This window comes from Candidatus Zixiibacteriota bacterium, assembly GCA_014728145.1.
GTDB lineage: Bacteria > Zixibacteria > MSB-5A5 > JAABVY01 > JAABVY01 > WJMC01.
The window spans coordinates 1-22,996 of sequence record WJMC01000076.1 but is presented as its reverse complement, the minus strand read 5'-3'; the positions used below and the strand labels follow the sequence as shown (position 1 = coordinate 22,996).

Sequence of the window (22,996 nt, the reverse complement as noted above, 5' to 3'; positions counted from 1 at the left end):
ATGTCCTTGATTAGTATAATAAAAAATATCTCAAAAATCTACAATATTTAATACATTTTAGAATTTCAGCCCGATCGAAAAGCGATGGGTCGATTGCAATCGACCGAAATCAGCCCAGGCATAATCAAAGCTGAGATTCGTCCGCGGGGTCGGATTGAGGTTGAGTCCTCCGCCAAGGGTAAGTCCCTCCTCCTCGTAGTTGAATTTATACCCGGCACGGAGCATGAACATCTCGTTTAAACCATACTCACTGCCGACAGAAAACTGCCCGATATTGTCGCTGGGATCTCGGGCTTCGACCGAAAATGTCCAGCGGTTGCGGGTGTCGTCCATAAGATCATATGCCAGTCCTACACGGAACATGAGCGGCAGATCATAATTATCGGTAGCGTATTCATAATCGACCTCTGCTTGATTCGGATTATCCGGATCCGGATTAAGTTTTTCGTCGAGTTCATTACCGTCGAAATGCAGATCGGGTCCCAGATTCGAGATATTGATTCCCAGCCTGAGCGATTTAAAACCGGTGTACATCAGTGCGCCAACATCGAAACAGAAACCGCGCGAATGCTGTTCAGAGATCTGTTCCGATACATATTTGAAATTGACACCAAAGGCAAACCGGTCAGTCAATTGTTTCGAGATACCTGCCTGAAGCGCGACGCTGTTGGCATCGAAGGTCTGTCCGGTGCCATCCGGCTTGTAAACGGTAGTAACTTCCATATCGCCCACCGAGAGAACATCGAGGGCAAACCCGAGCGTCATATCCTCGCGCACCGGATAAGCGAAAGCGAAATAGTTCAGCCGTATACCCGCCACCCAGTCGACCGAGGTAAAGGCGACCTGCGACTGTTGAAGCGATGACAATGCCGCCGGATTCCAGTACAGGCCGTAGACATCATCGACCATTGCAGTAGCCGCTTCACCCAGACCGATATAGCGAGCGCCCATACCGATCTTCAGAAACTGAGCGCCGGCTGTTCCAACCTTGGAAAATTCATCTGCTGATACCTGGCCGAAACAGAACAGCAGAAGTGTCAGTATAATCAATATATATTTTTTCATGTTCATACTCCTGCCCGCCTACTTGATTATCGCGAATTTACCGATTTTTTCACCGAAAGGTGACTCGACATGGTAGAGATAAATACCCGGCGCTATTCCCTGCTCATTGACAGATCTCAAATCCCAGGCCACTGTTCCATCATTGCTGTTTTTCAAAGTCACCACCAGATCACCTGCCAAGGTATAAATCCTGATCGTGGCATCATCGGGAAGATGAATGAATTCGATTCTTCTTTCACCCGCCTCATGCTCCCAGTCTGCGTAGGCCAGGTACGGGTTCGGTACGACTTTGATCTGATCCATCTGGTTTTGAGCCGTGGCTGTATCGATCCCGGGCGTGGTGAAATAGAACTCGTCATTGGCAGAATTCAAGGGCGCACCTTCGATCGTGTAGACATCACCGGTCTGGCCATAAGCCGCTGTATCGAAACGGAACACCCAGCTCATCTGGTACGGAAACGCTTCCGGGTGAGGCGAGCCATCATAGGGAGTGTTGTTGATCACGATATAGTCACCAACTTCAGGATCCCATTCCTGGTCATATTCAAAGTCCCCGATTTCAGCGATGACCTGGTAGCCGAGAGACGTGTTCCAGATCTCGAAGGGCAGTTGTACCGGTGTGACATCATCCCACCACCAGTAACCCTGAGAGCCCGTGGCGGTAAATCGAATCTCGTAGTTTGAGCGAAAATGAATATCCCCGCCCCGCGGATACCCGAACACCTCCGCCACCGAACCGAAGAAATGCATCATTGAGACGGTAGTATCGCCCCCGGAAAATCCTGTTTGGGCCATGTCACGCGGTTCCCGCTCACCGTTGGTGACCAGAACCTGGAGGCCATCGACGATCTGAGCCTCTTGAAGATCGGCATTTTGGTCTGTCTGGGATGTCAGCAGTGTGTCCCCGGTGACGTCATCCAGTAAGTGCCAGTATGTCTGCAGGGGCTGTTCTTCGAATACTACTTTATATTCATTTCCGTCGAACTGAGACTTATCAAAAACCTCAACCGCTATACTGCCGTCGCTTTTCTTGTCATCGCCGTTGTACCGATGTTCGACCGTCTGCTGGATCGGGTAATACCCTGCCGGATCCGTACGGGGAACAACTCTCACGGCGGAGGAATCCTCGCCCGGTCGGCCACGAGCGGAAGAGAGTGATTTCAGTGAGATCGTTGTATCACCTTCATCGAAGGCGACCACGGCGTACCAGTACTCAAAACCGTTGACGAGATTTGTGTCTACATAGCTGTGGCGAATCATGCCCGTGGTCTCATCCTTGCGGAATGTCGCCAGCGGGATATAGTCGGGCCCCTGAGAGCCATCCGGATTATTTGTCAAAGGCCCCCAGGTGGCACCGAAATTGGTGGATCGGAAAATCTTATAACCTGTAAAATCTTCAGAGCATGAAAGCGGATCGAGCGCATCCTCGGCATCATTACCCCAGTACAAGTGGACTTTTTTGTCCCCGGCTTCAGCTCGCAGGCCCGGCTGAGGCGGAGGCTCCGGACCGGTAAAGAAGTTGTCGTATACAACTTGTGCCATCTGAGATTTCTCAACCATTTCTTCATCAGTCTGGGCGGCAATCAGGGTGTAGACCACCCGGACGACATCACCGGAGGACAGCTCGATACCGTTGGTGCACTGGATATAATACTGATCCGCCGGAGGCAGGATATCGTCGAATTGTTCGGAATTAAGAAGCGCGAAACGACCCTGATCGGTATCCGGCAGGCTGTCCCAGATCCCGGTACGGAATCCGGTCATACCGCGACCGCCGGGAGTTTCGATATACTTGGTACCCATCCGACCGGCCACAACCGAAGCTCCCCAGCCGGGGTCGTAATCGTCCTGGTCGTATATCCAGGCCAGGTTCTCAGCGCTGTCGTAAGCGACCAAATCGCCAAGTCGGCCGTTTTCACCTTCGAACCATCCGCCCACATCGATATCGACGTAGAGACCGAAAGCAAAATCGGTATAATCGTTGTCAGAAACGTTTTCGATCTCCAGTTCCACAAACATTATATCTTTGTTGTAATCGTAATTCCATTGATAGATAGTTTGTGAAACCATAACACCCAGGGCGGCATAGCCGAGTCGCTCATCATTCATGATGTACTGGCTTTCCTGCTGGGCGATGGGACCGCAGGTTACAAAACTGCTGTCACAGGGATTGTATTTGCGGTTGTAAATCCAGCTGTCAGTATCGAGATCGTAATGTCTCCAGCCGTAAGCCGGAGCGGATACTCCCAGGCCGACAGTGTCGGAGGGATCATAATCATAACGGGTGCTGTCAGTCGAAAAATGAATAGTCTGGTCCAGCGAAACAGCTACATCGATTTCCGGGTTGAAATCTTCGGAAGCGTTGGCCACCACCGTATCGCCATTGGGAAGGGTGGCACCCATCCAGTACTTCAGTTCGCCGATATAGTTTCTCCCCGATCCCTTGGGCCATTCTCCTGAGGGCACATCTGAAAAACCGCCAATCAGTCCCCAGTTGAAGACCGCGGTGACGATATTGCCCTTGCTGTGGATGACATAGTCGATCAGTTCGGTTGGTGGCAGTGAGCTCTGCTGGGCAGTGCCGGCCACCAGCTCATCAACTCCGCCGGTCGCAAGGAGAACCATTATCGCCGGGATGATCAAGGATAATCTAAGAATCTTCATTATATCCTCCTCCCTCAGAATAACAGTTCAAGACCCCAGCGGAGGGTGCGCGGGGTGTCATAGTTTTGGGGGTCTTTGTTCATAAGTTCATACAGCTCCTGATCCGCTTCGGAGAGGCCCGAGGCCAGGCCGTCATTATCCGCTTCACCGGTATTGGTGTAAACGTTGACGATGTTACGACGGTCGAAAAGATTCTCGACTTCTACAAAAAATGACATCTGGCTCGAGGACGAGAGTTTCAGCGGGATATCTTTGACAAAACGCATATCAACCCTGAAATATGACGGCAACCTGCCGGAATTGGGTGATCCGATTCGGTCGCCCTGGTTGTTCGTTCGAGTATACGGCAGTCCGCTCCCGTAGTTAAACACGGTATTGAATCCCCAGGCCGACGGCATAGTAAGGCCAAAGAGCTTGAATTTATAATCACGCGGGATACTCAAATCGACATTGACCGCCAGTTTATGGCGCTGGTCGAAGGCCAGCGGATATTCCCGGTCAGGCCAGGGCGGGGAGTTATCACGGGTATAATAATTGTAGTAGCCCTCGTTCGGATCTGATGAGTTGCCCATCGCCATCATGTAGGAATAGTTTACCGATCCCGCCAAAAGTGAACCGTGGCGATGTTTGACCATTATCAGGTCGAGACCTTTTACAGAACCATAATCAGCATTGGTATAATAGGTGTAAGAACCACCCGGGAATTCGATTAATCGGCCCGAGGTCAGATTCGAGACATCCTTGTAATATGCGATCATCTTGAAGGTGATATCTTCTGTCAAAAGATGATTCCAGCCCACCTCGTAGGCAACTGTCTTCTCGGGATCCATATCCGGATTACCGACGATCGGGAAGCCGGTGTTTAAATCACCCTGGAGGTTTGTGAACATGTACATATACAGAGGCACCTGGTAGAAGAAACCGTAATTGAAGTGAATAACCGAATTCTCTCCAATCGGGTATGACATTCCGAAACGGGGCGACACCTCGGTTTTCGGTTTGGCTGTCTTTTTACTTTCCTTTGTAACAGGATCATCCCAGTAGTCAATAGCGGCATCGAGATAATCGAAACGTACGCCGGCGTTCATGATCAGGTATCCGAGCTCGACTTTGTCCTGGATATACCCTGCCGCGTAATGAGGAGTAACGTCATATTTTTCACCGTACGGCTGCGAATTGAAAAACTGTTTCTGATCCCAGCTGAGGTCATTTACCCTATACTCGAGTCCCAGTTTAATCTGGTTATATTTATTGGCCTGGCTTATCAGCTCAGTCGAGAAACTGTTATAGCTATTTCTTCGATATGAATAAACAGGATAGAAGTCGGAACTGTCCGTGAACCCGGCCCATGTATTGCCGATATAGTTTGGCTGATAATTGTTTTCGTGAATCGTGCCGTTATAGACACCGTTTTCATCCTCGGAATATCCCGGCCATTGATCCCAGTAGGTATCGAAGAGATGTTCCGGGGCCAGCTTGGTTCGGGTATAAAAATGATTGTAGCTGACATTAAAGATGAGACTGGGTGAAAATGTATAGCTGGCTTTGACTCCATAGCGATAGCTGAGGTTTTTGATCAGCCCAGCGCCATCGAGATTGAAATCATAGGAAACGTCGTTGACATCGCGATGAATGTAACGCTCCCTTTGCGCCCGATAGTAATTCCCGTACAGGTTGAACTTCAAGCTGGGAACCGGCTTGAAATTCAATTTGCTGGTCTGAGAAAATGAGATCAGCCGGTTATGCGGGAGGTAGCCTTCGAGATCGCGATATTCACTCGAAGTGAAAAAGCGCGCATCCAGATTATTTTTAAGCATCGGCACCGGACCGCCCAGGTTGAAAACATAGGTGTTGCGATCGTTTCGGCGCAGATCACCGAACTCTCCGGTATTGACATCATACGGGGTCGCCAGGCCGTCAGATAGTTTTAGCTTGCCGGAATAACTGTTCCCGCCCTCCTGGGTGAGCGCATTTACAACACCCGAGAGCGCTTCGCCGTATTCGGCCAGGTATCCACCCGAGACAACCGACAGCTCTTCCAAAGCTTCCGGTGAAATCCTGGTTCCGGCTCGTCCGGTAAAAGGATCCTGGATATTGGTGTCATCAAAGTAGTAACTTATGGTTCCGTCACGACCGCCTCGCAGGTGCAGGCTTCCGTCACCATCGACCACCGCTCCGGCCATATTGGCGATCAAGTCCTGTACTGAAGATGAGTTCGGCATGCGAATGATTTCTTCACGCGTCAGCCAATTCTCGGAATAACTGACATCCTCCTGAATCGGATCGCGTTCAGCCACGACGATCACAGCGCTATCAGATGACAGTTCCTTGGGGACCAGGTAGAAGTCAACCGGTGTTGTCAAATCCACCAGAACCTTTACATTGGTCTTGGTGACCGTCTGGTAACCGATCAGGGTAGCCTCAATAGTATATGTACCGACAGGGACATTAATCAGATAAAATTCTCCATCGGCATCACAAGCCACGGCAAATCCCAGCTCGGGAATTCGTACCGTGGTTCCGGGAAGCTCTTCCTCGGTTTCCGCACTGTAAACGGTTCCGGCGATCTTTCCAGAGGTCCCGGCATGAAGTAAAGAAGCTGTCAATAGTAACAGGACAAACACCAGACAGCTTAGTTTCATGGCATTTTTCACACGGGGGCTCCTCATATTTAATTTATTCGTAACAGGGCATTTTACTTCCGGGTGCAATTCTGACGTTATGACACAGCAAACGACAGAGATTCTATTTTCAATATCTGATATCGACATCCCGGAAATATTTTTAAGGGAATTTTACATGTTTAATCAGAAAAAATTCCCGGCTCCATCGTAAGGTCAAAATTCAAATTGCCGATATAAGCAATGACCATTTTGTCATGAAAAGAATCTGTGACCGGAATTGATTATTTCCAAAAACTGCGGTTATAGGATCAGTTTTTGTTCAATCTGTTGCCAGATGAAGGGGATCTATAGTCCCGTTTTACAGACGCTTACGTTTCATATAAGCAGAGGACCTGTAATTGTTTAGAAGTTTACTGAAGTCGCTTTGCAGCCTGGCTCTCTGTCTGCTAGTGGTAAGCACGGCAGGTTTTGCCCAGAATACGGACTCGCTTAAAAAACTGATTCTAATCGTCTGCTCGGATTCGACTCACGCCACCTCGCGTTCTGTCAAGGGGATCCGCCAATCCTTAAAATACTCCGGCCTCGAGACGGAAATCGAGGAAATTAATTTTAAGTCCGAAGGCAAAGCCAAATTAAAAAGTATAATCAATGTGCTCAATCCGAACCTGATTATCTCAGTCGGTTCGCCCAGCACTAAATATATAAAGGAAACATTTCCAGATAAGGCGTTGATTTTTTCGACGGTCCTCAATCCAACCACCTCCGGGATAATAAGTCCCGATGATTCTTCTCGCGTCCGAATTACCGGAAGCACACTGGATATTCCGGTCGATATCCAGTTTCAAAAATTCAAAATGGTCTACCCCTCGCTGAAGAAGCTGGGGGTTATCTACACCGCCAATACCGCCTCGCTGATCGAAGAAGCCTATCGGGTAGCCCCGCAGTTGAATCTCGATTTTCATGCAATCAAGATCAATTCCGACAAGGAGTTGCCTAAAGCGCTGGATTCGCTTTGCCGGGTTGTCGACGGTATCTGGACGACTGCCGACGACCAGATCTATACGCCCCAGGCAACCCGTTTCATGATTTTGGCCGCCCTCCGTAACGGCAAACCGATCATGGGATTTTCGCCAAATTTCGTCAAGAGTGGCGCACTGCTGGGGCTCAATTACGATTACAAAGATATCGGCCGTCAAGCCGGTGAACTCGCGGCCAGCCATCTCAAGGGTACGCCCATAGGTGAACTGCCCCTGGCTCCACCGGGAGTTATCTATCTTCACATTAACCTTAAAACCGCCAATCAGCTCGGCATCGAAATCGATCAGTCGCTGGTGGACATTTCCAAGGAGATCTACAAATGAGGCGGTTGTTTAAGGTGACATCCCTGCGTTTCCAGGCAGTGGCGGCGATTTCAGCCCTGATCATTCTGACCTCGGCTATTTTGGTCGGTTCACTGATCAAAAGCCAGAAAGAAAACATGATGACCGAGCTGAAAAAACGCGGTGAATCATTGATCAAGATTTTGGCCAACAACTGCGAATACGGCGTCATGATCGAGTCCGAGATGATCCTCAAGGACCTCATGAAAACTCTCGCCTTCGAAAAAGACTTCGTATTCGTGACCGTGCAAAACAGCCAGGGTGACCTGATAGCCCAGGTCTCCACGCTCCAGGATTCGCTCGACATGAATGAACTGATCACCGGCAATACTGAAAATCTTCTGAATCTGAAACGTGTCTCGGTCGATATTCGCCGGCTGAAGAACCTCAACTACAACCTGATGGAATTCACTTATCCGGTCTTCAAGTATTCAGTCGAGGGAGGCCTGGCACGCGAAGAACTGGGCAATGTCCAGACCGGTTTGAATGGCGGCAATGTCAAGGCCGAGCCGATCGGGCTGGCGCGCCTGGGCATTTCTCTTCTCCAGATGGAAAAAGACATATCGCGCATGGTCTGGATGACAATTATTCTGACCACGCTGGTTGTCATGGCGGCGATTGTCCTCACGATCACCATGGTCAATTTCACGATCAAACCGATCGAAAATATCGTGTCAGTCACGGAGCGGATCGCCTCGGGCGATCTCTCGCACCAGGTTCCGGTCAAGTCCACCGACGAAATCGCCAGACTGGCTGTATCTTTTAACAAGATGACCGACTCGCTTCGCAAGTACCGCCATGAGGTCGAGATGTACAACCGTACTCTCGAGCAGAAGATTGCGGAACGCACGCGCGAACTGGAAAATGCCCAGGACCAGTTGATCCAGTCGGAGAAAATGGCGGCTATCGGGCAACTCGCGGCGGGTGTCGCCCACGAATTGAACAACCCGATGGGCGGAATCCTGGGTTATTCGCAATACGCCCTCGAAAAGATTTCGCGCAAGAAAGCAACCGAGATGACCGAGGAGGACATCGAATCGCAATGCCGTTTCTTGGGCGATATTGAACAGCAGGCCCGTCGTTGCAAAGAGATCGTCAAAAATCTCCTGAAGTTCTCGCGCACCTCATCCAAGGAGGACTTCGAACCATTCGACCTCAACGAGGCGATCGAGGAAACATTGACATTCGTACAGCATCAGCTCGACATGAAAAACATAGAACTGGAAAAACAGCTCGATCCCGATCTCCCCAAATATAACGGCAACGCCAGCCAGCTCCAGCAGGTATTCACGAACCTGATCATCAATGCTGAACATGCCATGAAAGAGGGAGGCAAGCTCCTCATCGCAACCCGTTTTGCCAAGCCGGTGGGCGAATTTACTGGCTGTGTCGAGGTGGAATTCACTGACTCCGGATGTGGTATACCGCCTGAGGTTCTGAACAAAATCTTCGAACCGTTCTATACAACCAAGGAAGTCGGCAAGGGTACCGGTCTCGGGCTTTCTATTTCTTACGGCATCATCAAGGAGCACCAGGGCGATATACTGGTCAAGAGCAGGGTCGGCGAGGGCACGACCTTCATGCTGGTTCTGCCTTTGGATAAAGCCTGTACTACCGAACAACCGCCTCAACCTGAAACAGAATCGGAACAGATTAGGGATGTTGAATAACCCGGAATCTGATTAAATATTCAGCCTGATAAGTAAAGATTTGCTTTTCCTGCCGATAAATAGTGTAGGTATTACAATCTTTCAGGTCCTTAAATCGAGTTCCGATATATGTCTGAAATCAAAAAAGTACTGGTTGTCGATGACACTCCGATCATCAGGCGCTTCCTGTGTGATGTTCTCGAATCGGAGGGGTATGAATTCGATGAAGCCAACGATGGAGTTGAGGCTATAGACAAAATCAGGTCCGACAGCTATGACCTGGTAATCTGTGATATTCATATGCCGCGCAAAAACGGATTCGACACTTTTATTGAAGCACGGGAGATCGATCCCGATATCTGCTTTGTCATGACCGACAGCCTGCCGGACAAGCTGGCGGAAAAGACAAACCAGATGGGCGCATTGTGTTGCCTGGCAAAACCATTCGAGTTGACGGAACTCAAGAAAACTCTGAAGCAGGCCGAAAAACTTGTTAAACCTCGATGAGTGCCATTGTGGATGACAGCAAATCCAGAAAATACAAGATCCTTATCGTAGATGATGAGCAGATCATATTAAATATCGCTTCGGATGTTCTCAAAACCGAGGGCTATGAAATAACGACTTCGAATGATCCGCTTAAAGCACTCGAACTTCTGAATTCCCAGAAATTTGACTTTTTACTGACCGACATCAAGATGCCCAATATGGACGGCATGACCCTGGCGCGTGAAGCGCAGAAGATCGACCCCGATCTGGGAACGGTTTTCATGACCGGTTACGCCAGTCTTGACACCGCCAAGGAGGCGATCAAGACCGGCGCCTATGACTATATCATGAAGCCGTTCGAACTTACCGAGCTTCGTAACGCCATAAAAAAAGCGACCGACAAAAAGACCCGCCTGGAGGAAAGTTCTGGCGGGCAGGATTTGAAACGTCTCTCTGACCTGATGGAGGTGCTTTACAATGTCGGTGACCGTGACAGCCTGTTAAAACTGTCTTTGGGGCTGGCGCTTTTGAATTGCAGTCTGGAGGTTGGCATGATCGCCGCCTGGGACGCTCGTTCCAGCAAGCTCGATTTGGCCGCCACTCAAAATGTCAAGGAAGGCGCATTCAAGATGCTCTCGCGGATGATGCGGGCCGGAGAAATCGAAAGCTGTTTCCAGGTCGAGTCACCTCTTCGAACAACCGGGATGACTTCGAATGAATTCTTTGCAAACCTGATAAAAGTAATTCCCGAGGCTGAATCTTATGCCGGATTTTTCCGGGAAGATGCCTCTGTTACGACCCTGGCTGTCAACAGTAGAAATCACTTTCACGTCGTTTTGCTGTTGCAGGAATCGAGCGAGGAACCACTCCACGACCGCGACCTGAAACTGCTGTCGATTGTACTCTCCCTGATATCGCTGGCGGCAGAAAACATCGCCCTGTTCGAGGAATCCCAGAAAGCGTTGTCGGAGCTCGAAAAGCTCCACGATGATATCGTCAACCTTGAGAAAGTGGCTACCAAGGGAATCATGTCGGCTGAGATCGGGCACGAACTCAATAACTTCCTCAATATCGTGCGCTCAAATTTTGAGATTCTGAGCTACAAGGCAAAGATCGAAAATATGCAGGAGGTGGAAAAGTATATCGAGAGCATCAACGGCAGTCTCGACCAGATGACACGCTTCACATCGGGGCTGGTTGATTCAGCCAATCTCAAAACCGAAATCCAGAGCATCAATCTCAACGAACTGATTGAAGATATCGTGTCGTTTTTATCACCTCAAAAGCGCTTCCGCGAGATCAAGCTGAACAAGTACCTGGACACCTCTACTCCTGCCATGATGGCCGATCCGAGCCAGCTGTCACAGCTCTTTTACAACATCCTTAACAATGCCGCGCAGGCCTTGAAGAAGCATGATGATTCTAAAATCGATATCCATACGAATTTTGATCCTGAAAAAGAAGAAGTTGTAATCGAAGTACGCGACAACGGTCCGGGCATCCCCCAGGATCTTGTCGACAAAGCTTTCACCACCCGCTTTACGACCAAATCCGAGGGCCACGGGTTCGGACTGATCGTATGCGCCAAAGTTGTCGCCAACCACAATGGCAAAATCAAAGTCCGCCGTGGAAACGAAGGCGGTACCATCTTCACCATCAAACTCCCTCTCGAAGCTCCTTCTGAAGAAAATCGTCAGGACGATTCCGAAATCGCCAGGATCAGGGTCTGACCTGAATCGCTATAATCAAAAGTTTTATTTGCCAGGAGACGGTCTTTTTTATTTCCTGTATGTATGGGTAAGAACTTACCTGAACAGGTATCAGCACTCTATACAGATATCGGCCGGGGGCATCCAAACTATCTCGATTCAGTTCTACGGATGTTACGGCCAAAACTGGAAGACACTCCCGAAAAACTGGCGGTGACATCCGTTTTCAAGGAATCACATGGTTTTTCGCGGATGGCCTGGAAGATGGTGGCTCGGATGTATCGTGCGGGTGGCCGAGGAGGCCTGGTTTCGCGTTTTTACAACAACCTCAGGAAAAACCGCAAATCCTCTGTCCAGAGCGGAATGATCGTGAAATATCTCGGCCGCGACCTGAGGAGAAAGTATACCGGTTACGATGGCGTTGTTTTAGTCGCCCATCCGCTTCTGGCACAGCTTCTGTCGGATATCTGCCGGGTCTGGTATGTACATGGTGAAATCGCGTGGCCGGTCGAATTCGATCTAATGCGCACTGAGAAGATCTTCGTACCGCTTGAAATCACGCAGGACAGAATGCTGGCGGCCGGCCTGATGAGTGCACAGTTTGAGATCACCGGCCTGGTGCTCGAACCCGAGATCGCATCAAAAAACAATGAACTACGGGAAAACAGAAGCCGGCGTATCGAAGCCGGCCGGGAACCGACATTCGCGTTCTTCACTTCCGGCGCATACCCGCGTTACCATCAGGAGCAGATTATTTCGGCTATCGGACATATTCTTACCGGCAGGCTCGGACGGGTCATCCTGTCAGCCGGATGCGATCATCGCATGGTCAACTGGATGAAAGGAAAACTGGCTGAATTCAATCCCGAGGCGGATATCGAAAAGTTCAATCGAAATGAATCGAAACTGATAGTATTCGGCCTGCCCGAGCGAGAGAACCTGACACTTCTGGAGCTGTCACTTTTGGAAACTGCTGATATAATAATTATGGCCGCTCATGAACGTATAAACTGGACGGTCGGTCTCGGCTTCCCGACGATTTTACTGACGCCCGACTTCGGAAGTTTCGCTCCTCTCAATCGTGAATTTGCCAGAGAACATGGCTTGCTCTATGATATATCTAACGACGATATCCGTTCCGGTTTAGATCGTTTCGTTCAGGACTATCGTGCCAGAAGCAAACGCCTGATTTTCGAAACAACGAAATTCGGACTTGAAGGCGCTTCAAGAATTTCGGATATTATCGTCAAAGAATTGAATTAATCGAGGTCCATGATTATGAGATATACACGGTTTGTCTTGATTTCGATCACGCTTCTTATCTCGCTGTCGCTTTTCACCTGCCAGGATCACAAAATCGAGTATTTCCAGGGCGCGCTCAGCACCGTTCATCCGATTGCCACCGAAGTCGGCCGGGATGTCCTGGTGAGGGGTGGAAACGTGGCTGACTGCGCGGTCGCAGTCGGTTTTACGCTGGCGGTCGTGTACCCGCAGGCGGGAAACCTGGGCGGTGGTGGGTTTGCCGTGGTCTATAGCAAGGATTCCAGTCTCGTGACCACTCTCGATTTTCGAGAGAAAGCTCCGCTGTTCGCGACCGAGGATATGTATCTCGACTCGCTCGGTAATCCGGTCGTGGACGCCAGCCTGTTCGGCTACAAAGCGGCCGCGGTACCGGGCACAGTGGCGGGACTTCTGGAATTGCATCACCGTTTCGGGCTTTTGCCTTTAAACGACTTGCTCTCTTTAGCAATCGAACTGGCGGAAAATGGATTCGCAGTTGATTCGGTGCTGGCCTCGGACCTGGTCGATCATATGCAGGCCCTGGCCGAATTCGAAAGCACTCGTGAGATTTTCTTCAGAGACGGAATTCCGCTCCGCCGGGGCGACACGCTGGTTCAAACCGACCTGGCAGAGGTATTGAAACGAATTGCCGAGTACGGTGCCAGCGGTTTCTATGGCGGGCGGACTGCCGATCTTTTAGAGCAGGCCTGCATGGCCAACGGCGGATTGATAACCCGTACAGACCTCAAAGAGTATCAGCCTCGCTGGCGTCTTCCGATCAGTTGTGAATACGATGATTTGAGGATATTTTCGATGGGTCCGCCGTCATCAGGAGGCATACTCCTGGCCCAGATATTTAACATGCTCTCGCAATTCAGCCTGCCCAAAAACAGCCCCTACAATCCGGTCTTCGTACACCTGTTCGCGGAAACATGCAAGCGGGCCTATGCGGATCGTGCTGAATACCTGGGAGATTTCGAATTCGTGGATGTGCCCATTCGCGAGCTGACCTCGCTTAATTACGCGGTCGAGCGAATCTCTGATTTCAATCCCGTGCAGGCCACACCTTCAACAGAAGTAGAACCGGGAAACCTGGCCGGTGAATCGGAGCAGACGACACATTACTCAATTGTCGACAGCTACGGTAACGCCCTGGCTTTGACATATACAATAAACGCCAGCTTCGGCTCGAAAGTGGTGGCCGACAGCCTCGGTTTCTTTCTAAACAACGAGATGGATGACTTCGTGATCAAACCGGGCGTGCCCAACCTGTATGGGCTGGTGGGTGGTCAGGCCAATAAAATCGCGCCCCAGAAACGACCACTCTCTTCCATGTCGCCGACGATCGTATTCAAAGATGATGAGCCCGTGATGGTGACCGGATCACCGGGCGGTTCCAGGATCATCACAACCGTCGCTCTCTCGATTCTATATTACTACCACTTCAATTTCAACCTCGAGCGGACGGTTTTTGCTCCCCGCTACCACCACCAGCATCTCCCTGACGCGATCTACTATGAACCGGGAGCATTCGATGAAGAGACCATAAAAAATCTAATCGATCTGGGTCATACGATGACCGAACGAACTCCCTATGGTTGCCTGAATGTACTAGCCCGCAAAACGTCGACTTCAACCTGGCAGGCCGAAGCAGATAATCGCCGCGGCGGCCAGGCTGTCGTGATAGAGTAATCAGAGCAGGCTGTACCTGAAGAAATAGAGAATCAATACCACCGGTATTCCACAGGCGATCACTACAGGGGGTAGAATGCTTTTCCTGACAGCAAGTTTGCGGATTCCGGCGAGCAGATAGCTGGTCCCGGATATCAGGATAGATATATACGACAAAACCAGTAAAACCTGTGTGCCGATCCAGTCGGGAATAAGTAAAAAGAAAAATCCCGCCACCGAGACAACCGTAGTATTGGCCTTGCCCCAGAAATTGGATTCAGTGATTTCACCTGATTTGCGGGCGATCAATATCCCCCCGATTGCAATCAGAAAATCCCGGTATGCTAAAAGCAACAGCAAAGCCAGCGGGAATTCCCGGTAAATAACGAACCCGACTAAACCAGCCACCATCAGAAATTTATCCGCCAATGGATCCAGCAGTCGTCCGAGGTCTGATTTCTGGTCAAGAACCCGGGCAAAAAAACCATCCAGCCAGTCGCTCAAAATCGCGAACCCGACAATCGCCAGAAGTAATATATTCGAAGTCTGATCGCTTTTCTGAAGCAGAATCCAGATCGGGACAACCAATACAAACCTGATTAAAGAGAACAGGTTAGGAATCCAGAAGAAATGTTTTAGTTTTATGTCAGCCATTATTGTAAAAATCTCAACGAAATATATCTCAGGTTAAATATTTGCCCCTCTTATGGTTAAGTCAAGTTAAAAATCTGTTACTGCTATGCCGAACTATTTCTTTTAAACGTCGGGAATAAAGCGTGCGTCTGTAGTGTAAAGCCCGCAGAAGCCTGAAAAAAAAGACAATTCAATCACAATTATCACAGGAGGCAGTCATGTCTGTTACAAGGATTCTTATACCCATTTTGATCCTGATGCTGATTTTCGGCACACTTTCGAGCATCAACGCAGGTTCCACCGGTAAAATTATCGGTAAAGTGTTTGAAGCAAAAAGTGGTGAAGCACTTCCCGGGGTAGCTGTCGTTATCGAGGGTACCAAAATTGGCACTATGACGAAACCCGACGGCAGTTTCATTATTTTGAACGTTCCGCCCGGAAAATACGATCTCGTTATCCGTTTCATAGGATACAAAAAACTAACTATCAAAGACCTGATGCTAAAAGTGGACGACACCTATAATCTGGGGATTTTGAAATTAGAGGAAACTATACTTCAGTCCGCTGAAACAGTCGTCACCGCGGAAAGATCTGAAATCAAGCTCGGTGAAGTTCAGAATATCCGTTCTGTAACAGCAGATGAAATCGAGAAAACGCAGATTGATAATATCGATAAACTATTACAATCACAAACTGGAACAGTCAACAGCAATGGTGAGATACATATCAGGGGTGGCAGAACGGGAGAAATAAGTTATCAAGTTGATGGTGTGGAGAGGAAAAGTTTCAGTCCCCGCCTCTCGCCTGCTCCGCCCATGGGGCAATGGCTTCCCCATGGCGGTACCACACCCCCAAATGGCGAGCCCTATTCGGGAGCTTTCTTTAAACATCATGGAGTGAATCCCTTTGTTTTTACGGATGATGACCGCTATTCGACTTTCGCAATCGATGTCGACGATGCCTCATACAGCGTAACCCGTGGATATATCGACCGCGGTCACCTGCCGCCTGCTGATGCTGTCCGGGTTGAAGAGTTCGTGAATTTCTTTAATTACGATTATCCGGCTCCGACTCGTGACCGATTCAAGGCCTATACCGAAGGCGCGCCATCGTATTTCGGTCAGAATTGCGACCTGGTCAGAATCGGTATCAAGGGACAGGAAATAGATACGCAAGATCGTAAACCGGCAGTACTGACATTCGTAATCGATGTATCCGGCTCGATGGGCATTGATACCCGTCTCGGCCTGGTCAAAAAAGCTCTCAGGATCCTGGTTGATAACCTGCGTGAAGATGACAAAGTCGGGATCGCCGTTTACGCCAACCGGGGGCGAAAGATCCTGGACCACACCTCGATCAAAGATAAAGCCGAAATCCTGCTGGCGATAGACGGTTTGAGGCCCGCCGGATCGACCTTCGCCGAAGAAGGTCTCAAGATCGGTTACCAGATGGCTTCCGAAAATTTCAAAAAAGGCGCAATCAACCGCATCATCCTTTGCTCCGACGGTGTCGCCAATGTCGGCGCGACCGGGCCGGACCAGATTTTGGCCGAGATCAAAAAGTATGTCGAACAGGGCATCACCCTGACTACGGTAGGCTTCGGTATGAATAACTACAACGATGTCCTGATGGAGAAGCTGGGCGACAAGGGCAACGGCCATTTTGCCTATGTCGACAACCTCCAGCAAGCCCGCCGGGTCTTCATGGAAAACCTGACTGGCACACTTCAGGTGATCGCCAAGGACGTTAAAATACAGGTCGATTTCGATCCTGAAAAAGTGCTCAGTTACAGGCTTTTGGGCTATGAAAATCGCGATGTCGAAGATGATAAATTCCGCGATGACAAAGAGGATGGCGGAGAAATCGGGGCCGGCCATGATGTCACCGCACTCTATGAAATCAAGTTCAGGGAGGGCGCTCGTGGAAAGTACGCGACTGTCTTCATCCGTCACAAGGATCCCGAATTTAACGACGAAGTGAGCGAACTCAGTTTCCCGCTCAAGCGTGAAGATATCTCCTCAACATTTGAAAATAGATCGGTCGATTTCAGGTTGTCCGCCTGTGCCGCCCAGTTTGCTGAAATTCTGCGCGAATCCTACTGGGCCAAAGGCGAAAGCCTGGATGATCTTCTTCCGGTGGTACAAAAGCTCGGCAGTGATAAGCCGGGTGATGATGACATCATCGAATTCACCGCCATGGTAAGCAGGACTAAAAAGCTGTGGGACGCCAAAGAACTCCTGACATCAGGTGAAGACTGATCCTACCCTTTTCTTTCTCTACTATTCAGCCGTGCAAAAAGCGGGCCGATCCTCCGGCCCGCTTTTTCGTATGGGATATTTCTTGACAAAATCCGGACTCACGCTACCTTGATTTTAAAGAATCAATGCGGTCTTGCGTATAGTATTTTAAAACTGCAGGTAGAATATCATGAAATCAAAACTGTTGACGGGTTTTATCATCTCCCTTTTTATTCTTTTTTCGATGTCTCTCAATGCGGAATCGACCAAAAAATGGACCATCATGGTATATTGCTGTGCCGATAACAACCTCGACATGGCGGGCGTTAACGACCTGAATGAACTGGAACTGTCAGGTTCGGATGAAAACATCAATATCATCTACCTGCTCGACCGCTGGGGAGTAGACGACACTCACCTCTATTATGTAACCCATGACAGCTCCGGCCTGCCCGCAGGCGATGATAATAATATTATCTCACCGATTATCGACAATCAGGCTGGCTGGCTGGCCTCCGAAGAAGATATGGGCAATCCGGAAACCCTGCAGGATTTTTTGGTTTGGTCGATCCAGAATTATCCGGCGGAGCATTACCTGCTTTCCATCTGGGATCACGGTTCCGGGATTTTCAAAAGCGGGGATGATTTCGTAATGAAGGGAGAGTGCTGGGACGACAACGGGGGCAATCCCGACGATTACATTGATCTGGCTGAATTCAAACAAGTGATGGCATCCGGGCGAGCCGCGGCCGGCAAAAAAATCGATATCGTGGGGCACGACGTCTGCCTGGGTGGACAATTCGAGACGCACTACCAGGCACGCTACTCGGCTGATATTAGTATCGCATCACCGGATAACGAGCCGTTCGACGGCTGGGATTATGAGGGACCGTTCGTAAACCTGAAGAGCAATCCGGACATGACCCCGCGCGAACTGGCTGGCCAGATTGTGCAGTTTTACTATGAATGGTATGGCCAGGATGTCGGATGCTGTAACACGCAGGCCGCTGTCGACCTGAATGTCATGGTCGATCACTTCATGCCGGCTTTCGATTCATTCAATTCCGTCCTGTCAAATCACTTCAACGAACATGATTCTATTATAAAAATCGAACGGCGCAACAGCCCGTCCTACTCCACACCAAACTATGAACTCTACAATTTTGCCCAGGCACTGGCAATTAACCAATCTCTTCCATCTGAGGTACGAAGCGTCGCTCTTAACCTTGTCGATGCAATCGACTCATCTTTTATAAACAGCAAAACCGCCAACTACACTGACGGCTACGGTTGCACTATCTGGTTTCCGAAAAATTACTCGGCTCACAGCGATATCGACCAATACGAATCCCAGGTTGATCTGTCACGGACGAGCTGGCGTAATTTCCTGAAAGTCTTTGCAGGTGAAATGGTGATCATTACCGATTCCGCGATATCCGGCAAAGTCCGCAGGGATTACACGCAGTCATTTTGCGCCACCAACGGCGAGTTGCCATTGACATGGGAGCGAATATCGGGCCAGTTACCCTATGGGTTGTCTTTTCGATACGGCGACACTTTGACTTTGAGCGGTCAGCCGACTTACGCGACCTCATACACTTTCAGCCTGAAAGTAACCGATTCATCCAATCCACCCCGTAGCGACACGAGGACCTATACTGTAATAATAGGCGAACCGGAGCCGTATCCGGGTGATTGCGATGGTTCCGGGGATATCAACACTACCGACCCGGTCTACCTGATCAACTATATCTTTAACGACGGTCCCTCGCCATATCCGCTTGCCAACGGTGATCCTGATTGCGACGGGAAGGTTAACCTGGTCGACATAATCTTTCTGATTAATTACATCTTCCGCAATGGAAATCCACCCTGCGTCTTGAACTGATAATCAGACTCTTTTATCTGTTGCGCTGCTCCGGTGGACCCGGTTTATCCGGCAATGTCTTCGGCTCAGTTTTGATTTTCTCGAGCAGGTATTCAATCGCTTTTTCAAGTTGCGGATCTCTGCCCTGCATAACCAGCTTTGGATCCTGTTCGATTTCTATGTCGGGATAGACACCGACATTCTCCATCGTCCAGTCACCCTCGAGGCTGAAACTGCCACCACCCGGCACGAACAGATAACCGCCGTCGGTAAGCGGTCGAAAACCACCGATTCCGATCACTCCGCCCCAGCTTCGTTTACCGATCAATGGCCCCAGGCCGTATTCGCGGAAATAGTACGGGAAAATATCGCCGTCGGAACATGAGAATTCATTTAACAGGCAGGCCATATGTCCATGAAATGCGACGCTTGGATAAGTTCCCACCCAGTCAAACCGACCGGCCCCCATACCGGCCACAACACGCCTTAATCGATCGAGAACCAGCTGCGATACAAAACCGCCGCCATTGTAACGAACGTCGAGGATCAGGCCCTGTTTTTTATAGAGGTAGTAGAATTGTTTGGCAAACATATTGAGCCCGAAACCACCCATGTCGGGTATATGAATATATCCGATCTTGCCCTCGGAAAGAGAGTCGACGATTTCCCTTCTGCGTTCGACCCAGTCATGGTACCAAAGTCCTGCTTCGTTATCGATAGGATCGATTTTGACATTCCGTGCCCTGTCGCGATCAGGAGTTTTTCCGACAGTCAGGGTAACCATACGGTCAGCTTTGTTGACCAGAAGCTTGTACGGATTAATGGAAACATCCAGGTTCTCTCCGTCGATAGCGAACAGGTACTCACCCTCCTCGATACCAACTCCCGGCTCAGTCAGAGGACACCGCAAACGTTTATCCCAGTTGACACTGTTGAAGATTCTGCCGATACGATACAGGCCTGCTGAAGAATCAGCCTCGATCACCGCGCCCAGAAGCGCGACCTGATCCGACGACGGGCGGTTATAGTCGCCCCCGCCGACATAGGTATGTGAGCAGGCGACTTCCCCGATTAACTCGCCGATGATATAAATCAGGTCGAAGCGGTGAGAAGCGTGGGGTACCAGCTCAGCGTACAGGTCATGCATCGCCTGCCAGTCGACACCGTGCATATTGGGGTCGTAGAACATATCCCTCATCCGGCGCCAGCATTCATCAAAGATCTGGGCATATTCGGCCTTGCGGTCGAGATACATCTCCAGGCCATCCAGATCGAGCACACCTCTGGATTTATCGCCCTTGTCGGCTGAAGCTTTGTTTATGAAATATTTATTGCCGTCTCTAATCAGAATCTTTTCATAATCGGCAGAGAAATTGTAACCGCTGAGGTTTTCGAGAAAGACCTTCTCTTCACGCTCTTCCATATCGAAAACCATCAGCCTGCGGTCACTGTCATCTTTTTTGCCCGAAAGCCCGCGGTACGGGTTGTAGTAATAGAACAGCCTGCCCGGGACAGCCTTGAGATTGGAATAGCTCCCCGGATCGATCGGTATTGACACCTGCCGATACATGATCCCATCCAAGTCGATTTTGATTTTATTCGGTGCTTTGTAATCCCAATCATCTTCATCATCGTCGTCGTCATATTCTTTTTCCCCAACCTCGTCGGATCTCGGGGCAAACGGTGAGGGCTTATCCTTATCCAGCAGGATAGCGTAAATACCATCCATATGGTTGTAAACAAAATCGAACTCGTAATCGCCGGTAGTAGCGTTGAAACTGCGCTTGCTGATAAAGTAGATGTAGTTTCCATCGGGATCAAAAACCGGGTTGTAATCATCGGTGGTACCATCAGTCAGGCGGTAGATCTGGTTATCTTCGAGCGAATACAAAAATATCGAACGGATACGTGTTTTATCCGGATGTTTGACATAGGTCAGCCAGCGGGAATCCGGAGACCAGCGGTAATGACCGATCCTGTCCTTGAACGTCTCGTCGACTGTAGTAATCTCGCGGTTGTTTACGTCGAGGATATGAAGTCCGGTTTCAGAATCGGAAAATGCCAGCTTTTTGGAATCAGGCGACCAGCGCGGTTGAAACCGCCAGTTGTTACCTGTCGTAGTGAGCTGGATTTCACGCCAGTCATCCTCTCTTGACAGGATATAGATTTCTTCCTCGCCGGTCTTATCTGAGACACAGGCGATATTATTTCCATCGGGCGACCAGACGGCGTATTTTTCATTAATGCCGTTGGTTTGTGTCAGGTTGCGGATATCCCCATGCTCAGCCGGTACGGTGAAGATGTCACCCCGGGCACCGATGACAACCCGCTTGCCATCCGGAGAAAGGCTGTAATCGACTATATTATCTCTGACATTGAGATACTCCGGACGGACCTCTGTTTTATCCGATCCAACCTCGATATCGATCTTACGGCTCTGGCCGGTGTTAACATCGTACAGGTATACATATCCGCCATTTTCAAAGACTATATGATCAGGACCCATTGACGGCCAGCGGACATCGTAATCAGTGAAATCTGTAACCTGGACAATCTCTTCACTTTCTGGATTGTAAGAATACAGATTTAATCTGCCGGTACGGTCGGAGTTGAAATATATTTTATCACCGAGCCACATCGGCATATTGTCAGTACCGATCCAGTCAGTCAGTTTTTTACGGTCATAGGTCTGCAAATCGTAGATATACACATCCTGCGCCATGCCGCCTTTATATCGTTTCCAGGTACGAAAATCGCGATACTTGGGGCAGTAGGCTATTTTGGATTGATCGGGAGAAAAGCTGGCGAAACCGCCTTTTGGTACCGGGAGTTCACGAGGCAGACCTCCCTCAATCGAAACCAGCATCAACTTGCCCGACCAGACATCCGAGACCTGCCTGCGGGAACGGAAGAGAATATCTTTGCCATCCAAAGACCAGTCCATGACGATATGCTCAGGACCCATCCGCTCCGAAGTCCGGGCGATGGCCGGATGATAAGTCAGGCGTTTTGGCTCACCACCTTCGACCGGGATGACATAAACGTGGGTATTGCCGTCGTACTGCCCGGTGAAAGCGATCCGGCCGCCATCCGGCGAAAACCTCGCGAATATCTCCAGCCCTTTGTCGCCGGTTAGTTGTCTGGCCTGGCCCCCTTCGATCGGTACCAGCCACAGGTCTCCGGCATAGCTGAACACTATCTTGTCGGAAGAAACATCGGGAAACCGAAACAGCCTGTCTTCGGCACCGGCGGTATTCACCAGGTACAATAAAATGATTACAAAGAATGATAATTTTATGATCTTAGCCATTAGACCTCCCACTTTTATGATATCTCACAAAGAAAAGAATTTCCACCGCCATACCCCCGCTCGATTGACAGCCCTCAATATAATATCTATACTTATATTACAACAGCATATAATTTAGGGGAAAAGCATGGACCTGCAATCATTTTCAGAGGACCTCAGCCTCGGCGTAGACATCGAATCAATCGTGCGCTTTGAGGAGATGATCAGGCGTTTCAAACGCTCGACGATGAAGAGGGTATATACCGATCGCGAGCAGGCTTATTGTTTTGCCAAAAAGAATCCGGCACCGTCACTGGCCGCACGTTTCGCCTTCAAAGAGGCCACATTCAAAGCACTGTCACCATTGGGCCAGAAGATTTATTACCGCCAGGTACAAATAGTCAACAGTCCCTCCGGGGCGCCTGAGGCAGAATTTCTG

At 49.7% G+C, this 22,996-nt stretch carries 14 protein-coding genes; 9 read left to right on the top strand and 5 right to left on the bottom strand.

Translation table 11 applies throughout. From position 1 onward, the window contains the following. Positions 1-57: 57 nt before the first annotated feature. Genes GF404_04895 through GF404_04885 form a run of 3 tightly spaced genes read right to left on the bottom strand, consistent with a single transcriptional unit; the run spans position 58 to position 6,500 of the window. On the bottom strand, positions 58-1,071 hold the full coding sequence (locus GF404_04895) for a PorV/PorQ family protein (GenBank protein ID MBD3381517.1): 1,014 nt from the start codon (positions 1,069-1,071) through the stop codon (positions 58-60). A 12-nt stretch (positions 1,072-1,083) separates the two neighbouring features. Beyond that, positions 1,084-3,729, bottom strand: a complete 2,646-nt coding sequence (locus tag GF404_04890; protein MBD3381516.1) for a hypothetical protein — start codon at positions 3,727-3,729, stop codon at positions 1,084-1,086. Between the two features lie 14 nt (positions 3,730-3,743). Next, entirely contained in the window at positions 3,744-6,500 is a 2,757-nt protein-coding gene (locus GF404_04885; GenBank protein MBD3381515.1) for a TonB-dependent receptor, read from the bottom strand. Positions 6,501-6,751: 251 nt separating this feature from the next. Between GF404_04885 and GF404_04880 the strand changes: the two genes are divergently transcribed. The 6 genes from GF404_04880 to ggt all read left to right on the top strand — a co-directional run bounded on the left by GF404_04880 (position 6,752) and on the right by ggt (position 14,552). Then, positions 6,752-7,714 (top strand): hypothetical protein, encoded by a 963-nt coding sequence (locus GF404_04880; protein MBD3381514.1) that lies wholly within the window; start codon positions 6,752-6,754, stop codon positions 7,712-7,714. Next, positions 7,711-9,402: a HAMP domain-containing protein gene (locus GF404_04875; protein ID MBD3381513.1), complete on the top strand. Its 1,692-nt coding sequence runs from the start codon at positions 7,711-7,713 to the stop codon at positions 9,400-9,402. The genes GF404_04880 and GF404_04875 overlap by 4 nt, the downstream gene beginning before the upstream one ends. 108 nt (positions 9,403-9,510) lie before the next feature. Beyond that, positions 9,511-9,888 carry a response regulator gene (locus tag GF404_04870; protein MBD3381512.1) on the top strand — a complete coding sequence of 126 codons (378 nt, stop codon included), beginning with the start codon at positions 9,511-9,513 and terminating at the stop codon, positions 9,886-9,888. Then, positions 9,885-11,600: a response regulator gene (locus GF404_04865; GenBank protein ID MBD3381511.1), complete on the top strand. Its 1,716-nt coding sequence runs from the start codon at positions 9,885-9,887 to the stop codon at positions 11,598-11,600. Before GF404_04870 ends, GF404_04865 begins: the two co-directional genes overlap by 4 nt. Before the next feature lie 63 nt (positions 11,601-11,663). Continuing rightward, entirely contained in the window at positions 11,664-12,842 is a 1,179-nt protein-coding gene (locus tag GF404_04860) for a hypothetical protein (GenBank protein MBD3381510.1), read from the top strand. A 9-nt stretch (positions 12,843-12,851) separates the two neighbouring features. Beyond that, entirely contained in the window at positions 12,852-14,552 is a 1,701-nt protein-coding gene (gene ggt, locus GF404_04855) for a gamma-glutamyltransferase (protein MBD3381509.1), read from the top strand. Here the strand turns inward: ggt and GF404_04850 are convergent, their stop codons facing one another. Continuing rightward, positions 14,553-15,185 carry a hypothetical protein gene (locus tag GF404_04850; protein MBD3381508.1) on the bottom strand — a complete coding sequence of 211 codons (633 nt, stop codon included), beginning with the start codon at positions 15,183-15,185 and terminating at the stop codon, positions 14,553-14,555. A 197-nt stretch (positions 15,186-15,382) separates the two neighbouring features. On the opposite strand from GF404_04850, the gene GF404_04845 reads away from it, so the two are divergent. Together GF404_04845 and GF404_04840 are read left to right on the top strand one after the other, a co-directional pair. Next, positions 15,383-17,422: a DUF3520 domain-containing protein gene (locus GF404_04845; GenBank protein ID MBD3381507.1), complete on the top strand. Its 2,040-nt coding sequence runs from the start codon at positions 15,383-15,385 to the stop codon at positions 17,420-17,422. Between the two features lie 169 nt (positions 17,423-17,591). After that, positions 17,592-19,289, top strand: a complete 1,698-nt coding sequence (locus GF404_04840; protein ID MBD3381506.1) for a hypothetical protein — start codon at positions 17,592-17,594, stop codon at positions 19,287-19,289. A 13-nt stretch (positions 19,290-19,302) separates the two neighbouring features. Here the strand turns inward: GF404_04840 and GF404_04835 are convergent, their stop codons facing one another. Beyond that, positions 19,303-22,578, bottom strand: coding sequence for a protease (locus tag GF404_04835; GenBank protein ID MBD3381505.1), 3,276 nt, complete (start codon positions 22,576-22,578; stop codon positions 19,303-19,305). A 127-nt stretch (positions 22,579-22,705) separates the two neighbouring features. On the opposite strand from GF404_04835, the gene GF404_04830 reads away from it, so the two are divergent. Next, the coding region (locus tag GF404_04830) for a 4'-phosphopantetheinyl transferase superfamily protein (GenBank protein MBD3381504.1) at positions 22,706-22,996 on the top strand (291 nt) is incomplete at its 3' end.

Excerpts from the sequence above, each read along its gene's own strand:
- GF404_04895 (MBD3381517.1), bottom strand. The coding sequence starts at position 1,071 with ATGAACATGAAAAAATATATATTGATTATACTGACACTTCTGCTGTTC.
- GF404_04890 (MBD3381516.1), bottom strand. The coding sequence starts at position 3,729 with ATGAAGATTCTTAGATTATCCTTGATCATCCCGGCGATAATGGTTCTC.
- GF404_04885 (MBD3381515.1), bottom strand. The coding sequence starts at position 6,500 with ATGTCGATATCAGATATTGAAAATAGAATCTCTGTCGTTTGCTGTGTC.
- GF404_04875 (MBD3381513.1), top strand. The coding sequence starts at position 7,711 with ATGAGGCGGTTGTTTAAGGTGACATCCCTGCGTTTCCAGGCAGTGGCG.
- GF404_04870 (MBD3381512.1), top strand. The coding sequence starts at position 9,511 with ATGTCTGAAATCAAAAAAGTACTGGTTGTCGATGACACTCCGATCATC.
- GF404_04865 (MBD3381511.1), top strand. The coding sequence starts at position 9,885 with ATGAGTGCCATTGTGGATGACAGCAAATCCAGAAAATACAAGATCCTT.
- GF404_04860 (MBD3381510.1), top strand. The coding sequence starts at position 11,664 with ATGGGTAAGAACTTACCTGAACAGGTATCAGCACTCTATACAGATATC.
- ggt (MBD3381509.1), top strand. The coding sequence starts at position 12,852 with ATGATTATGAGATATACACGGTTTGTCTTGATTTCGATCACGCTTCTT.
- GF404_04850 (MBD3381508.1), bottom strand. The coding sequence starts at position 15,185 with ATGGCTGACATAAAACTAAAACATTTCTTCTGGATTCCTAACCTGTTC.
- GF404_04845 (MBD3381507.1), top strand. The coding sequence starts at position 15,383 with ATGTCTGTTACAAGGATTCTTATACCCATTTTGATCCTGATGCTGATT.
- GF404_04840 (MBD3381506.1), top strand. The coding sequence starts at position 17,592 with ATGAAATCAAAACTGTTGACGGGTTTTATCATCTCCCTTTTTATTCTT.
- GF404_04835 (MBD3381505.1), bottom strand. The coding sequence starts at position 22,578 with ATGGCTAAGATCATAAAATTATCATTCTTTGTAATCATTTTATTGTAC.